General features: G+C 41.2%; 17 protein-coding genes. 14 read left to right on the top strand and 3 right to left on the bottom strand.

Annotated features, from left to right (window positions below):
• Positions 1 to 38 precede the first annotated feature (38 nt).
• The 11 genes from CTT30_RS06150 to CTT30_RS06205 all read left to right on the top strand — a co-directional run bounded on the left by CTT30_RS06150 (position 39) and on the right by CTT30_RS06205 (position 9693).
• The gene (locus CTT30_RS06150) at positions 39 to 506 is read left to right on the top strand and encodes a GNAT family N-acetyltransferase (protein WP_252036367.1); all 468 of its coding nucleotides are present in this window, start codon (positions 39 to 41) and stop codon (positions 504 to 506) included.
• 152 nt (positions 507 to 658) lie between these two features.
• On the top strand, positions 659 to 1372 hold the full coding sequence (locus tag CTT30_RS06160) for a hypothetical protein (protein WP_252036368.1): 714 nt from the start codon (positions 659 to 661) through the stop codon (positions 1370 to 1372).
• 669 nt (positions 1373 to 2041) lie between these two features.
• Positions 2042 to 3121: a hypothetical protein gene (locus CTT30_RS06165; RefSeq protein ID WP_252036369.1), complete on the top strand. Its 1080-nt coding sequence runs from the start codon at positions 2042 to 2044 to the stop codon at positions 3119 to 3121.
• A 909-nt stretch (positions 3122 to 4030) separates the two neighbouring features.
• Complete coding sequence (locus tag CTT30_RS06170) at positions 4031 to 4606, top strand: GFA family protein (RefSeq protein ID WP_252036370.1); 576 nt, start codon at positions 4031 to 4033, stop codon at positions 4604 to 4606.
• A gap of 465 nt (positions 4607 to 5071) precedes the next feature.
• A complete protein-coding gene (locus CTT30_RS06175; protein WP_252036371.1) occupies positions 5072 to 5527 on the top strand; it encodes a hypothetical protein in 456 nt (151 codons plus the stop codon).
• Between the two features lie 168 nt (positions 5528 to 5695).
• Entirely contained in the window at positions 5696 to 6121 is a 426-nt protein-coding gene (locus CTT30_RS06180; RefSeq protein WP_172848009.1) for a hypothetical protein, read from the top strand.
• Positions 6122 to 6728: 607 nt separating this feature from the next.
• The gene (locus CTT30_RS06185; RefSeq protein ID WP_252036372.1) at positions 6729 to 7079 is read left to right on the top strand and encodes a hypothetical protein; all 351 of its coding nucleotides are present in this window, start codon (positions 6729 to 6731) and stop codon (positions 7077 to 7079) included.
• A 675-nt stretch (positions 7080 to 7754) separates the two neighbouring features.
• Entirely contained in the window at positions 7755 to 8003 is a 249-nt protein-coding gene (locus CTT30_RS06190; protein WP_353505744.1) for a DUF4144 family protein, read from the top strand.
• A 142-nt stretch (positions 8004 to 8145) separates the two neighbouring features.
• Positions 8146 to 8643 (top strand): PDDEXK-like family protein, encoded by a 498-nt coding sequence (locus CTT30_RS06195; RefSeq protein ID WP_170966842.1) that lies wholly within the window; start codon positions 8146 to 8148, stop codon positions 8641 to 8643.
• A 137-nt stretch (positions 8644 to 8780) separates the two neighbouring features.
• Positions 8781 to 9152 carry a RidA family protein gene (locus tag CTT30_RS06200; protein WP_252036373.1) on the top strand — a complete coding sequence of 124 codons (372 nt, stop codon included), beginning with the start codon at positions 8781 to 8783 and terminating at the stop codon, positions 9150 to 9152.
• 151 nt (positions 9153 to 9303) lie between these two features.
• A complete protein-coding gene (locus CTT30_RS06205; RefSeq protein ID WP_252036374.1) occupies positions 9304 to 9693 on the top strand; it encodes a hypothetical protein in 390 nt (129 codons plus the stop codon).
• A gap of 143 nt (positions 9694 to 9836) precedes the next feature.
• Here the strand turns inward: CTT30_RS06205 and CTT30_RS06210 are convergent, their stop codons facing one another.
• Complete coding sequence (locus tag CTT30_RS06210; RefSeq protein ID WP_252036375.1) at positions 9837 to 10292, bottom strand: hypothetical protein; 456 nt, start codon at positions 10290 to 10292, stop codon at positions 9837 to 9839.
• 606 nt (positions 10293 to 10898) lie between these two features.
• Here CTT30_RS06210 and CTT30_RS06220 point away from each other — a divergent pair.
• Positions 10899 to 11039 (top strand): hypothetical protein, encoded by a 141-nt coding sequence (locus CTT30_RS06220; protein WP_252036377.1) that lies wholly within the window; start codon positions 10899 to 10901, stop codon positions 11037 to 11039.
• Positions 11040 to 11098: 59 nt separating this feature from the next.
• Complete coding sequence (locus CTT30_RS06225; protein ID WP_239866754.1) at positions 11099 to 11446, top strand: hypothetical protein; 348 nt, start codon at positions 11099 to 11101, stop codon at positions 11444 to 11446.
• Positions 11447 to 11617: 171 nt separating this feature from the next.
• Here the strand turns inward: CTT30_RS06225 and CTT30_RS06230 are convergent, their stop codons facing one another.
• Both CTT30_RS06230 and CTT30_RS06235 read right to left on the bottom strand, forming a co-directional pair.
• On the bottom strand, positions 11618 to 11914 hold the full coding sequence (locus CTT30_RS06230) for a type II toxin-antitoxin system RelE/ParE family toxin (RefSeq protein ID WP_038939651.1): 297 nt from the start codon (positions 11912 to 11914) through the stop codon (positions 11618 to 11620).
• Between the two features lie 6 nt (positions 11915 to 11920).
• On the bottom strand, positions 11921 to 12163 hold the full coding sequence (locus tag CTT30_RS06235; protein WP_239866745.1) for a type II toxin-antitoxin system Phd/YefM family antitoxin: 243 nt from the start codon (positions 12161 to 12163) through the stop codon (positions 11921 to 11923).
• 253 nt (positions 12164 to 12416) lie between these two features.
• On the opposite strand from CTT30_RS06235, the gene CTT30_RS06240 reads away from it, so the two are divergent.
• On the top strand, positions 12417 to 13154 hold the full coding sequence (locus CTT30_RS06240) for an SDR family NAD(P)-dependent oxidoreductase (RefSeq protein WP_239876928.1): 738 nt from the start codon (positions 12417 to 12419) through the stop codon (positions 13152 to 13154).
• Positions 13155 to 14560 lie beyond the last annotated feature (1406 nt).

The raw sequence follows: 14560 nt of genomic DNA on the forward strand, positions 1-14560 counted from the left end.
GCAAGGGCGTTATGCCGTAAAGCATCGGAGGAGTTATTTTGATCGTAATTAGAAAAGCTACTGAAGCTGATGTTCACATAATTTATGAATTAAGAAGACGCGCTATTTTAGACAAATGTGCAGCCCATTATACGAAAGAACAGCTCTCCTTGTGGACGCAAGGCGGAGTTTCTGATGGCTTTGTTCAAGATGTAATTAATACTTTTTACGTTTCTGAAACTGATGGTCAAGTAATTGGTAGTGGTAAGCTTAATATCGAAACCGGTATGGTAGACGCTATTTTTGTAGCACCCGAATACTTTGGAGTCGGTGTAGCCAAAAAAATGCTGAATTTTTTAGAAAGCTTGGCCAAAGAAAATGGTTTGTGCTCACTAAAATTAGAATCAACTTTAAATGCAGCACCTTTCTATCGCTCCTTTGGATTTATGGGGGATAAAGTATCTACTTACCATTCACCAAGGGGTATTAGTTTGGATTGTATTCCCATGACAAAATCACTGGAATAACACGCATAACAAGTTGTTCAAGAGGGATTCGCAACGCGTGGCATTTTTAACTATGCGTTGTTTTAAGTGATTAAGGTGGTATGCGGCAACTTCGGTATTGCGTTGCTCACCCCTTAACAAGGCGTTAGGCAAATCTCCAGTAGAGAGGATAAATGAAGGCAAGCACAGTAGATGTTTTGAGTATGTTAGGCACTTGGTTTTCTGGAGTAGGTGCATTCTCAGCAGTACTTTACGCAATGAATGTTAATCGACCAAAACTAAAAGCTAAAGTCTCAGAAATTAAGTTTGGTGACGATGGTGAGTTTTCTATTGATGTGTATAACTTAAAGCCTGTTACTGCACATATATCGCATGTTCGCTTAGTTCAAGCTTCGTTATTTTCTCGAACAAAACTGTCGCCAAGTAAGTTTAGTCTTAGCACCTTATTTGTAGACGAGCCTTTTAGGCAAAGTGATCGGCTAGATATTGAAGTTCAATCTGGTGGGTATCATCGATTTAATTACTCTGCAAAATCAATCTTGGATGCATACTGTGAGATATCTGACATTAGAAGCCCTGTAGGTATGCAAAGAATGGTAAAAGCAAAGATTGCTATTTACTTGAGCAATGGCTCTGTCTGTTATGTTCCTTTACCAAAGTCGATGTATCAGAAATTGAAAAATGTCATGCTACTGCCAATATATCGTAGAGTCGAAGATCTATGCCGAACGGATTCTACGGTAAGATTCCCCAAAGATTATACAGCAGAGCATAAGCAAGAAATATGTAAGCGAATGCTTGATGAATACGAGGCGGCGATGAGACGGCATAGCTACTTAGAACTCCCTTTTGGTATCTGCATGAAACATTTTTGGAACAATGAATAATTCGCCTAACAAAGCATTTAAGAGTGATTCGCAACGCTTGGCAGTTTCGCTTCGCTCAAGTATAGCCAAGCATCACTCACACCTTAATGCAGCGTTATGCGACTGGAAGGAAAATTATCCCATCTCTCGTTTTCGCTCTCTTTGGCTATCCATCTTTCGGTGTCGGCAACTCAGCATTGTCGGCTCAATTTCTTGAATCTATCAGGCTGTAAAACATGCCAATATTCGCGGGTTGCCTCATTGGTTTTCAGTGCTGGTTTGTGGCGAGTTCCACTGGCTCAAAGTGTGGAAATAGCAAGGCTATCGACGCTTTGTATTTGTTGAACGCTCGGTTCTGCTAGGTTAGTTGGTTTAAAAGCAGCATTGTTGCTGAAAGGCCGCATTTAGTGGTTGTTAAAATCTCGGCTGTAACATAGTGACCCTGCTGTTTCTTGAATCACAAAAAATGTTTGGTTTGTTTGTGGTTTTTCGCGCTTAAGGTAGTCTGCATTGGGCCAAGTTGGCTTATGCGTGCAAATTCGCATAACAAGGCGTTTAAGGCAGATTCCCAACGCTTGGCGTTTTGCATTCTAAGCCAGGTTAAGTGTTTACGGTGCAATGGGTTAGGTTAGGTGGTTAGCGTTGCTCACTACTTAACGCGGCGTTATAGCGAAGAGCACAGGAGAACATATGGAACCTCCATATATAGCCATAGATTCAAATTATGATGCTTTAGAAAATAAAGAAGTTACTTCAGAAGTAATTGATTCCTATGTGCAAATGACTTCAATGAACATGCTTCATGTGGAAAAGAGAATTGAGCATGTTTTAGAACTGATCACTCATCGGATGGACTATTGGGAAAGACTAATTGATGGTGCAGACTCACTACTTTGGATTAAGTCTAAAGGACATGGTTGGGCTATGTACAATCAAAATACTGGTTGTGGTTATATTCGTCTTTACAGGCTAAAGCCTTCTTCGACTCTAGATCACCGTAGAAATACTCCGTGGAATAGAGGTACTTGGACAGTACTTAGTTCAGAACGAGAGCTATTCAGTTTACTTGACTCGCAAGAAAAAAATTATGTATTTCGAGCTTGGAAAGAGCATCAACTACAAGTACTTGAACAGCCAAGTAAATTAGCAGAGGGAAGACTTGAGAATACTAATGTAGAGCAGGTGATTATTGCCTCTAAAGGAAATGGTTGTGCCGTTTGTGGGAACACTGCTACCCATCGAGCCGCAACTACAATGGGCGACAGCTCATCTGTAATGATAGAAATTTTGCTGTGCAAAACCCATGAATATGATGCGAATAAAAACGCATGTGTTCTCTCATTTTTTGGAACACTATTTTTCTTAAATATAGATATTCCAGATCTTATCATGCTCGATCATGTGCCAGACGAACTTATAGAGCCTATTTTTTCAATAATTGCCTTAAATTTGGATGCTAGTTTTACACCTCCTAAAAAGGGGAATAATGGTTGGGAATCACGTTTTGTAATGAAAGATGGTTGGTTCTGGCTACTGCGTTTAAACAACTTAAAAAGCTATGCGTATATGCTTTTTAATAAATCTGGAGAGCAAGTTCATAGAATTGACTCGGCACCTGATCATCCAGATGTTCCTTTTGGACCTGCTCACCAACATATATTTCCAAATAAAAATAATCATAAAGTTGAACCAAGTTTCACCTATGGTATCCCAATTTTCGATTTTCCTTTGTTGCATAAGACTAAGAAAATGCATCAAACTTCGCTATAACAAAGCATTTAAGAGTGATTCGCAACGCTTGGCAGTTTCGCTTCGCTCAAGTATAGCCAAGCGCTGCTCACACCTTAATGCGGCGTTAGGTTGCTTTAAGCTAGTACGGTTTGTAGTTTTGTAATCAGCCACTTCGAATTTTTCTTTGTCGCGAACTTCAGTGGCTATGTGGCTCGAACTTTTTCAGGTGAAGGTTTCATTCAATTGGCAAGATTTGGTGTAAGTGGCTGATTATTTTACGTTTTAAGTGCTCTTGGTCATGTTTATTCATTGGAAGCTCGTTATCTCAATTTGGTTAGCTTTTTTTGTTTCAGCGAACCACCGCAAAAGTAGTGACGTGGTTGTTATTCAGCTTCGGTGGTTGTTGCGGTGCAGTCGGCTCTGGTGTTTCGTGGGTTAGTCCTATAGCTCAAGCGAGCAAAAACGTTCTTAATAAGCATACCTAACCATCCGCTCAAGACGGACAACCAACGCTTAGCAGTTTTGTGTCTGGTTGAGTTTGGTGTTTACGGTGGTTTGTCTGAGTTTTGTGGTATTGTTGGTAGCCGCTTAGCAAGGGCGTTAGGTTGCTTTAGATTTGGTCGTTTTTTAGTTGGGCGCTCAGCCACTTCAATTGTTTTGTTTGTCACGAATTTAAGCGGCCATGTAGCTCGAGCATTTGCACGTGGAGGTTTCATTCAACTGGCAAGCTTTGACGTTAGTGGCTGAGTGTTTTCTGGCTTTAAGTGCTCTTGTCCAAGTCTATTCATTGGTCATTAGTTATCTCAATTTGGTTAGCTTTTTGGCTTCAGCGAACCACCGCAAAAATAGTGATGTGGTTGTCATTCAGCTTCGGTGCTTATTGCGGTGCAGTTGGCTTTGGTGTTTCATGGGTTAGTCCTATAGCTCTAGCGAGCAAAGCGTTCGTAATTGAGCATACCTAACCATCCGCTCAAGACGGACAACCAACGCTTGGTGGTTTTGTATCTGGTTGTGCTCAGTGTTTACGGTGGTTTGTTTGAGTTTTGTGTTATTGTTGGTAGCCGCTTAGCAAGGGCGTTATGTTTACAGTACAAAAGACAAACATGGAGTTTTGGTATGGCTAAAGAGGTTACTGGTAGTTGTTGCTGTGAAAGCGTCGCCTTTAAACTTAATGATGACTTCGGTAAGTTCTTCTTCTGTCATTGTGAACAGTGTAGGAAACTAACAGGCTCGGCTCATGCGTCGAACTTGTTTACGTCTCCGCTTAACATTAAGTGGATTAAAGGTGACGACAAGATAAAGCGCTATGACCATCCAACTCGTTCTTTTTCTAAGGCATTTTGTACGGATTGTGGTTCAGGTTTACCATTTTTGACTCAAAGTGGGAAATTTCTAATTGTTCCAGCTGGTTCTTTAAATGAAGAGCCATCAAAGGTTCTTGATGCTCAAATATTCTGTTCAGAACAAGCAGAGTGGCATAAGCTGGGTTTGCAAGCAGTTAAGTTAGAAGGTTTCCCAAAATAAACATAACAAAGCGTTCAAGGGGACAGCCAACGCTTGGCAGCTTTATCTCACATTTTTGTTTTTGTGTTGATGTCGCAATGGTTTAAGTATGTGGTAGCGTTGTCTGCCCATTAACGCGCGTTAGGTTGCTTTAAGACTGTACGTTTTTTAGTTTGGTGCTCAGCCACTTCGAATCTTTCTTTGTCGCTAGTTTTAGTGGTTATGTGGCTCAAACTTTGCCGGGTAAAATTTTATTCAATTGGCAAGCTTTGATGTCAGTGGCTGAGTGTTTTCCGTTTTAAGTGCTCTTGGTCAAGTTTGTTCGTTGAAAGTTCGTTATCTCAATTTGGTTAGCTTTTTGGCTTCAGTGAGCCACCGCAAAAATAGTGATGTGGTTGTTATTCAACTTCGGTGGTTGTTGCGGTGCATTTAGCTTTGGTGTTTCATGGTTTAGTCCTATAGCTTAAGCGAGAAAAAGCGTTTGTAATGAGCATACCTAACCATCCGCTCAAGACGGACAACCAACGCTTAGCGGTTTTGTGTCTGGTTGAGTTTGGTGTTTACGGTGGTTTGTTTGAGTTTTGTGTTATTGTTGGTAGCCGCTTAGCAAGGGCGTTAGGTTGCTTTAAGTTTGTACGGTTTTTTAGTTGGGTGCTCAGCCACTTAGAATCTTTCTTTTTCGCTAGTTTCTGCGGCTATGTGGCTCGAACTTTTTTAGATAAGGTTTCATTCAACTGGCAAGCTTTGATGTTAGTGACTGAGTGTTTGCTGTTTTTAAGTGTTTTTGGTCAAGTTTGTTCGTTGAAAGTTCGCTATCTCCATCCGGTTGTTTTTTTGCTTCAGCGAGCCACCGCAAAAATAGTGACGTGGTTGTTATTCAGCTTCGGTGGGGATTGCGGTGCAGTTAGCTTCGGTGTTTCATGGGTTAGTCCTATAGCTTAAGCGAGCAAAAGCGTTTGTAATGAGCATACCTAACCATCAGCTCAAGACGGACAACCAACGCTTGGTGATTTTGTGTCTGGTGAGTATAGTGCTTACGGTGGTTTGTTGGAGTTTTGTGGTATGGTTGGTAGCCGCTTAGCAAGGGCGTTATGTGTTTTTAGGACAAAAATGGAAATTTTCGAAATTCAACTAGGAAACTCAATCGGTCCAGTCAAGCTTGGTATGACAGAAACTGAAGTGAGCAATGTTATCGGAGCTTCTGATTACATCTATGGTCATCGCCATCATTTTTTAGATGGTCTCATGGTAGATTTTAATAATGAAGGAAGAGTTGAGTTCATTGAAGCTGCTGCGTCTGAGTTGTTTTCAACGACATTGTTTGGCTTTGACGTACATAGGACATTAGCGGCTAATGTGCTCGAACGAGTTCAGCTAGAAGGTAACTATGATCATGCTGATCCAGAGTTAGGCTATAGCTACGTGTTTAAAGAGCTTCAGTTATCTTTCTGGCGTCCAACTCTTCCTGACCTAGAAGAAGGTGAAGGGTTGTACTTTCAATCGGTTGCAATTGCTTCCGAGGGTTACTTTGAGTAAACACATAACGAGCAATTTAAGAGGGATTCACAACGCTTGGCATTTTTGCTTCTACTTCAAATTTAGTGTTTATGGCACAATGCTTTAGGTTCGGGGGAGGCGTTGTTCACCCCTTAATTGGGCGTTATGTTGCTCTAGCTATCAAAAGGACATTGGGATGAGTTGTGGAAAGTGTTCTCGATTAGTCAGGGAGATTCGAAATCCCCAAAAGTTAACGGAATCGATACTTCTTTTAAGAACAAACACAGAGAAGGGAAACCTCAAATATTTAGGGTTTGGCTCTTATGGCCAGCCTTTTTCCCAAATAGCTAATGGGAAAAATTGGGGCGATTTCGTAAGCAATTACTTTGTTTGCAAGCTCTGCGGGCAAGTAATACATCTTTGCGCTGAAACTTATCATGGTAGTGGCGGTAAAATTGCTGCTGTTGAATCGATTTTAGGTAAATTGTATATCGATGAGTTCGCAACATAACAAAGCGTTTAAGGCGGATTCACAACGCTTGGCATTTTTAGTTTGAATCAACTTTAGTGTTTACGGCACAATGAGTTAGGTCGGGTGGTAGCGTTGTTCACCACTTAACGCGGCGTTATGCTCTAGGAGATGATTTTGCTCGATTTATTCAAGAAAGTAGTTCTAATTAATCTCTCAGCAGCTCTTGTTGTTATCGCTCTAGCCCAGTTTGTCCCATTCTTTGCTACTACTCAGTTGGTCGATTTTCTTTTCTTTGTCGTCATCGTCATATGGGTTTTGGCGAAGCTAATGTGGGAAGGCGGTGTCCATAGCAAGACGACTCGGTTAGATGATCCTAGAACAGATAAAGTCTACAAACTGGTAGAAGGGCATGATTTCGAAAAAGACGAACGAGAGCACTATCGAATGAATTACCAAACAGGCTTAGTTTTCTTCATAGCGGGTCTGCCAGCGTTCATTGCTTGTTTAGTCCTTCAATTTCTTTAAGTACGAGCATAACAAAGCGTTTAAGACAGATTCGCAACGCTTGGCACTTTGGGTTTGAATCAGTTTTAGTGTTTACGGCACAATAGGTTAGGTTCAGTGGTAGTGTTGCTCACTACTTAACGCGGCGTTATGGTGCAGCAAGATTTGGTTCTTATTTGGTTTGTTAGTTCTGAGTCTGTTGCGAGTTTCATAGCACTATTTGTTCAAAATTTTAACCTCTGGTGAAAAGCCGCTTTGAGTTTTTCATGACTGCTAATCTGCCGATTGAATCTGGCTCCCAAGTGAAATTGGTACAGCGGCAATTAGCTAACTCTTGACTAAGTGGGGCGGCCCTTCTTTGTTTTAGTTGGCTGTATCGTTGTTGTTAGGTTTCTTCCTTGGGCATTATTTGGTTGCTGCATATTGGTTTGTGGGGTTTCGTGGTTGCAAAGCGCTCATGTGTTGTGGTGATTGTAGTGGTTGTCTTAACTCCCCATAACCAAGCGTTTAATTGGACAGTCAACGCTTGGCAGTTTTGGTTCACAGTTTGGCATTAGTGTTTATGTCACAATAGCTTAGGTTTGCGGTAGCGTTGTCTGCCCATTAACGCGGCGTTATGTTTATCGGAGAAAATGATGATTCAGTGGCCATGCATCCTAAAGCTAGAAGGGGATTCAGAACTATTCTGAGCAAGATTTGGTTCTTGAGCTAGAGGCGTTAATTTGGAGCTCCTCAGACCGTTTAATAGACAGTGGTGGACAAAGTTACGTAGTTAGAGATAGCACCGGAAGTTATGACTACGAAGTTGACGGTAAGCGGTTATCCCTAGAATTTGTCACTCAACTAATTCAAGAGCACGAGTTTTCAAAGGCTGGAGTTTGCATAACAAAAATCCAGTTCTCATCTATTCCGGAAGCAATTCAAGCGCTAGCCTTAGAGACATAAACATAACAAAGCGTTTAAGACGGATTCCCAACGCTTGGCATTTTCGGTTTGCTTTTAATTTTGTGTTTACGGCACAATGGTTTAGGCTTGGTGGTAGCGTTGCTCACCACTTAACGCGGCGTTATACGATTAAGAGGAAAATATGGAACAACATTACTTAAATTCTTCCTTTCGAGAGAAGCTAATCGAGCACTCATTGATTAGCGAACTACTTAAAATGTCATGGAAAAATGGCAGTTGTTCCATCGAAATTTCCAAACCAGAGGTAGACAATCAAGGCTATGATCTAATCATGGAAGACCTTGGTGCTTTTCGTCATGTTCAACTTAAAACCTCTCATATTGGTTCGAGCACAGCACGTCAAAAAATCCATGTCGCTTTAGCTAATAAACCATCAGGTTGTGTCGTTTGGGTTTACTTTAACGAAACAACGATGGAGCTCGGTCCATTCTTGTTCTTTGGTGGTGAGCCAAACAAAAAGTTGCCTGACATCAGTGATTTTCCTATTGCGAAACATACAAAAGGAAATGCGGAAGGTACTAAAAATGAAAGGCCATCAATCAGGGTTGTGTCAAAGTCAAAATTCGCAATTTTGAACACAATAGAAGAATTGTATGAGGCGTTGTTCAAAATCGTATAACAAGCAATTTAAGAGGGATTCACAACGCTTGGCATTTTTCTTCTACTTCAATTTTAGTGTTTATGGCACAATGTTTTAGGTTGGGTGGAGGCGTTGTTCACCCCTTAATTGGGCGTTATGTTCTGGGGAGAAATAAAGTGGTCGAAAGGGTAAATTACGAAGGATTACCTCAAATTGCAGGTCCTTACGTTCAGGCTACAAAGCACAATAAAATGCTTTTTATATCAAGGCTTACCGCTTATGGAACGGACTCTCAATCTTTGGATATGCTCGCTCAAAGTAAAGTAATTCTCGGTCAAATCTCCGAGATACTCAGACTTGAGCAGCGATCAAAAAGCGACTTGGTCAAAATTACAATCTTTGTTCGCGACATAAGTATGTTAGCCGGCGTTAGAGAACTACTATTTGAATTCTATGATGTTCATTTGCCTGCTTGTTCTCTTGTTGAAGTCTCAAATTTAATTCATCCGGACTTACACATAGAAATAGAAGCTATCGTGGCGCTATAAGTTCGAACATAACAAAGCGTTCAAGAGGGACAGTTAACGCGTGGCGAGTTTGGCTCAAATATTGGTATTTGTGTTTACGGTGGTAAATTTTAGTTTGGTGGCAGCGCGTTACTGCCCCTTAACGCGGCGTTATGTGTAATCAGGAAGGACTATGAAATTCTTAATCACTTTATTTTTTGCTCTTTTTCTGGTCGGTTGCGAAAGTACCGGTAATCAAGAGAAGGAACACGAAATACATGTTTACTACGGTTTTGCCACAGCGCGGCAAGAAATGCCTAGATACGATAAAGGTGTGACATACCGACTTATCCTATATATTAAAGAGCCGAAGGGATCAGATTTTGATATTGATAAGGTTCTGAGTATGCTTTCACGCATGCGGGGGTGGAAGGAAGCAGGTGTTGAGCGTGCTGCAAAAATGAAGCAGCGCAGTGAGCTTGAGAAACAGTGGCAAATTGAAAACTATGATTATGTTATACAGGAAGGCTATTTAGTCGAGATATACGATGACGATATCGTGACTAATGATGGCAACACATAACAAAGCATTTAAGAGTGATTCGCAACGCTTGGCGCTTTCGCTTCGCTCAAGTATAGCCAAGCGCTGCTCACACCTTAATGCGGCGTTAGCTAGCAATTAGAATTAGTGCTTAGCAAAATAACCAAGCCCTTTTGGAATTTACTTTAATTGTCAAAGACAATGCAGCAAGCTGCCGGAGTTTCACCTGTAATACTAATTACAGCATTGTAACCATTGAGTTTTTCGTCATAAATCCCTTTTGTTGAGTAATGCTTGCCATCTTTTTCAGCAGCTTTGTGCGCAGATTTTGCGTCCTTATAGCCATTTTTATTGTGCGCTACTTTAAAATAGTTTTCTTTGTTGGATGGAGTTGCTGCCATTATTGCCCAACCGGAGCCGTTTGGCATAGTTACATTCAGAGTTATATTAGAGCCGGCACCTTTAGCATGAACGCCGATCTCCCATAAACTCTGGCTGCTAACAGCATTTCCTTTGCTTATGTCAACAATACTTCCGTGGTCAAGATAGTAATCTACTTTAATTAAGCCTTCTACATCGTTGTACAACCCTACAGCCAAGTCATTTCTATGCGTATTCCCACCAAAAATTTCTTTAATCAATTGGTTAACATCGATAGTAAAACTAGTATCAGTACTTATTTTGTATCCTCTTTAGTTATCTTTAGCCAACTGCATAGTTAATATGCATATATGGGCATATTTCGGCATTTGGATTTATCAAGAAATAGGATTAATATTGATAGCTAACAAACTGTTCAAGAGTGATTCGCAACGCTTGGCGCTCTCACTTCGGGTTGAGTTAAGCGTTTACAGCGCAGTGGTTAAGTTCAGTGTATGCGTTGCTCACACGTTAATTGGGCGTTAGGTTGCTTTAGATTTGGTCGTTTTTTAGTTGGGTGCTCAGCCACTTCGAATCTTTCTTTGTCACTAGTTTTAGTGGTTATGTGGCTCAAACTTTGTCGGGTAAAAGTTTTATTCAATTGGCAAGCTTTGATGTCAGTGGCTGAGTGTTTTCCGTTTTAAGTGCTCTTGGTCAAGTTTGTTCGTTGAAAGTTCGTTATCTCAATTTGGTTAGCTTTTTGGCTTCAGCTAACCACCGCAAAAATAGTGGCGGGGTTGTTGTTCGCTTTGGTGGTTATTGCGGTGCAGCTGGCCTTGGTGTTTCATGGGTGAGTCCTATAGCTTAAGCGAACATAGATGCTCGTAATGAGCATACCTAACCATCCGCTCAAGACGGACAACCAACGCTTAGCGGTTTTGTATCTGGTTGTGCTCAGTGTTTACGGTGGTTTGTTTGAGTTTTGTGGTATCGTTGGTAGCCGCTTAGCAAGGGCGTTATGGCGCTAGGTAAGTTGTATTCAATCAGTTGCTATAATTGATTTGTATCCAAGGATAGGACATGAATCATGAAAAAGTCAGAAGCAATGCAACGAGCGAGAAGTATATATGGTGTTGACTTTCGAAGTCGCAATACTCACTTTTCAAAGATCAACAAGGCATTACCAGTTTGGTGGCTAGAGGTTTCATTAGACAAAATAGATGACAGCCGGCTAAAGCAAATCTATTTCTTACTCGAAGATGGTATGAACATACATTTGCTCGACATTCCTACGAATTATTTACGTGAGAATAAATCTGGTTTCTACATTCGACACGATAAGAACCACATATGTTTTAAAATTGATGTGTCATCATATCAAGAGCTAATGGGGTCTAGAAGAGAGTCAATGAGGCGCTTTATAGTCTCGCCATAACAAAGCATTTAAGAGTGATTCCCAACGCTTGGTATTTTTTATTCCATCGTTGGGTTTTGTGTTTACGGTGGTATGGTTAGGTTTAATGATAGCGTTGCTCACACCTTAATGCGGCGTTAGTTTACCAGTGAAGATCATCACCCTAAATCCAATCCTAGGGTGAAATCTTAATTACAGGTGGTTCTGCGGAAGTTGTGATTGACCGAGTACAGCAACAACTAAAATGAAGCCATCTTCTTTTGTAAAGTAAGCGGTATGCTTACCCACTGGGAAATAAAAACCACTTGGGTATATCTCATCGCAACTGCGACCAACAGCCGGGTTGTCAGCAAGCATTTGAAACCCTGTTAGTAAGGTATCTTTGTAGCTTCGCCATTGCATCTCAGAGAAATTGTTGACGGTATAGTTTTTGATTTTTTGTAAATGGGTCTGTGCTAATTTACTTAGCTTATATTTATTCTTTTGCATAATGGGTTATAAGGCGTTTAAAAAGTCTTCACCATCAACCACATTGCCTTGTACCAAGTCTTGCTTAGCTGACTCGAAACAATGTCTCAGGTAATCAGTTTTCATTGCTTCCAGCTCTTCATAGTCCTTAATCGACATAACTACTACGGCATCTTTGCTATTTTTGCTAATTTTCACTGGCTCACGTTGAGCGCTCAGAAGTAACTCACCAAAATTACGTTTGGCATCATTTGCTGTTAATGTGTGCATGATTACTCTCCAAATCTGGAATCACAGTAAGATTATAGTTATTCGCATGAAATGGTCAATATGATTAAATCGTGTGATTTGTGCGAAAGGTAAACTAACAAACAATTTAAGAGGGATTCCCAACGCTTGGCATTTTTGCTTCTACTTCAATTTTAGTGTTTATGGCACAATGCTTTAGGTAGGGTGGTAGCGTTGCTCACCCCTTAATTGGGCGTTAGCCGTCAAAGCACATAAATAGGAAAGGAGTACTAAATTGAAAATTGCGTTAGTCACTGGTGGTTCAAAAGGTATCGGTTTGTATTCAGTTCTTCGGCTCGTGAGGCAGGGATATAAAGTTGTTACGTGCTCACGTTCGAAGGAGATTTGGCTTGATGTTATGCAAAAATATCCAGAATTAAAATCTGTTGATTACCAGTCGGTTGATATTGCGGATGAGCAACAATTAGACGGTTTATTTGCTCATATTGCAGACCACTACGGGAAATTGGATGTAGCGGTCAACAACGCTTCTCCGGCTCTTGCTTCTAGAGGCTATCTGCCTCAAGTCGATGTACCACTTCTCAAAGAAACACTTCATGTGGACTTTTTGTGCCAAGCCTTGTGTTTGAGGTCTGAATTGAAACTAATGGAAGCTGGTGCATCCATAGTAAATGTAAGTTCTGTTAATGGTCTTAGGCCAACACCCAATGCATCAATGTATAGTGCTGCTAAGCACGCCCTTGAGGGGCTAACGAGATCAGTTGCCCTAGAAAGTATCAAATCTGGAATTCGAATCAATGCGGTTGCTCCTGGTGTAACGTGGACTCCCAGATGGGAAGAAAGGCAACTTGAAAACTCTAATATCCGCGCTGATGTTTCTGACGTAGTACCTATCAATCGTTTTGGGGAAATCGACGAAATCGTCAATGCAATTGAGTTTTTATTATCAGATAAAGCCAGCTATATAGTTGGTCACACGTTAGTAGTTGATGGTGGGCTATCGTTGGCATGAGCGGCTAACAAACAATTTAAGAGTGATTCAGCACGCTTGGCATTTTTGGTTTGGGTTGAGTTCGGTGTTTACGGTGGTAAAGTTGAGTGCCGTGGTCGCGTGCTTCACACCTTAATTGGGCGTTAGGTTGCTTTAAGTTTGTACGGCTTTTTAGTCTTGATATCAGCCACTTCAATAATCTCATTTGTTGCGAATTTTAGCGGCTACGTGGCTCGAAGCTCTTCAGGTGAAAGTTTTATTTAGTTGGCAAGCTTTCACGTCAGTAGCTGAGGCTTTTCCGTTTTAAGTGCTTTTGGCCAAGTTTGTTCGTTGAAAGTTCGCTATCTCTATCCGGTTAGTTTTTTTTGCTTCAGCGAGCCACCGCAAAAAACAGTGACGTGGTTATTATCCAGCTTTGGTGGTTGTTGCGGTGCAGTTAGCTTTGTTGTTTCATGGTTTAGCACTATAGCTCAAGCTGGCAAAGGTGTTCGTAATGAGCATACCTAACAATCTACTTAAGACGGACAACCAACGCTTGGTGATTTTGTGTCTGGTTTAGTACTGTGTTTAAGGTGGTTTGCTGGAGCTTTGTGGTATGGTTGGTTGCCGCTTAGCAAGGGCGTTAGGTTGCTTTAAGTGTTTGCGGTTTGTAGTTTTGTAATCAGCCACTTCGAATCCTTTTATTGTCGCTAGTGTCAGCGGCCATGTAGCTCGAACATTTTCAGGTGAAGGTTTCATTCAACTGGCATGCTTTGATGTTAGTGGTTGAGTGTTTCTCGTTTAAAGTGCTCTTGGCCAAGTTTGTTCGTTGAAAATTCGTTCTCTCAATTTGGTTAGCTTTTTTGCTTCAGTGAACCACCGCAAAAATAGTGACGTTGTTGCTATTCAGTTTCGGTGGTTATTGCGGTGTAGTTGGCTTTGGTGCTTCATGGGTTAGTCCTATAGCTCAAGCTAGCTAAAGTGTTCGTAATGAGCATACCTAACAATAAGCTCAAGACGGACAACCAACGCTTGGCGATTTTGTGTCTGGTTATGTTTAGTGTTTACGGTGGTTTGCTGTAGTTTTGTGTTATTGTTGGTCGCCGCTTAGCAAGGGCGTTAGGTTGCTTTAAGTTTGCACTGTTTTTTAGTTTGGCAGTCAGCCACTTCAATAATCTTGTTTGTCGCGAATCTCAGCGGCCATGTGGCTCAAACGTTTTCAGGTGAAAGTTTCTTCAACTGGTAAGCTTTGACGTTAGTGGCTGAGTGTTTTCTTGTTTTAAGTGCTCTTGGCCAAGCTTGTTCGTTGAAAGTGATCTATCTCCATCCGATTAGTTTTTTGCTTCAGTGAACCACCGCAAAAAAGTGATGTGATTGCTATTCAGTTTCGGTGGTGATTGCGGTGCAGTTGGCTTCGGTGTTTCATGGGCTGGTCCTATAGCTCAAGC

The organism is Vibrio coralliilyticus (genome assembly GCF_024449095.1).
Taxonomy (GTDB): Bacteria; Pseudomonadota; Gammaproteobacteria; order Enterobacterales; family Vibrionaceae; genus Vibrio; species Vibrio coralliilyticus_A.

Coding starts and splice junctions, on each gene's coding strand:
- CTT30_RS06165 (WP_252036369.1), top strand. CDS start 2,042: ATGGAACCTCCATATATAGCCATAGATTCAAATTATGATGCTTTAGAA.
- CTT30_RS06175 (WP_252036371.1), top strand. CDS start 5,072: ATGAGCATACCTAACCATCCGCTCAAGACGGACAACCAACGCTTAGCG.
- CTT30_RS06230 (WP_038939651.1), bottom strand. CDS start 11,914: ATGCAAAAGAATAAATATAAGCTAAGTAAATTAGCACAGACCCATTTA.
- CTT30_RS06195 (WP_170966842.1), top strand. CDS start 8,146: ATGGAACAACATTACTTAAATTCTTCCTTTCGAGAGAAGCTAATCGAG.
- CTT30_RS06220 (WP_252036377.1), top strand. CDS start 10,899: ATGAGCATACCTAACCATCCGCTCAAGACGGACAACCAACGCTTAGCG.
- CTT30_RS06225 (WP_239866754.1), top strand. CDS start 11,099: ATGAAAAAGTCAGAAGCAATGCAACGAGCGAGAAGTATATATGGTGTT.
- CTT30_RS06235 (WP_239866745.1), bottom strand. CDS start 12,163: ATGCACACATTAACAGCAAATGATGCCAAACGTAATTTTGGTGAGTTA.
- CTT30_RS06160 (WP_252036368.1), top strand. CDS start 659: ATGAAGGCAAGCACAGTAGATGTTTTGAGTATGTTAGGCACTTGGTTT.
- CTT30_RS06180 (WP_172848009.1), top strand. CDS start 5,696: ATGGAAATTTTCGAAATTCAACTAGGAAACTCAATCGGTCCAGTCAAG.
- CTT30_RS06205 (WP_252036374.1), top strand. CDS start 9,304: ATGAAATTCTTAATCACTTTATTTTTTGCTCTTTTTCTGGTCGGTTGC.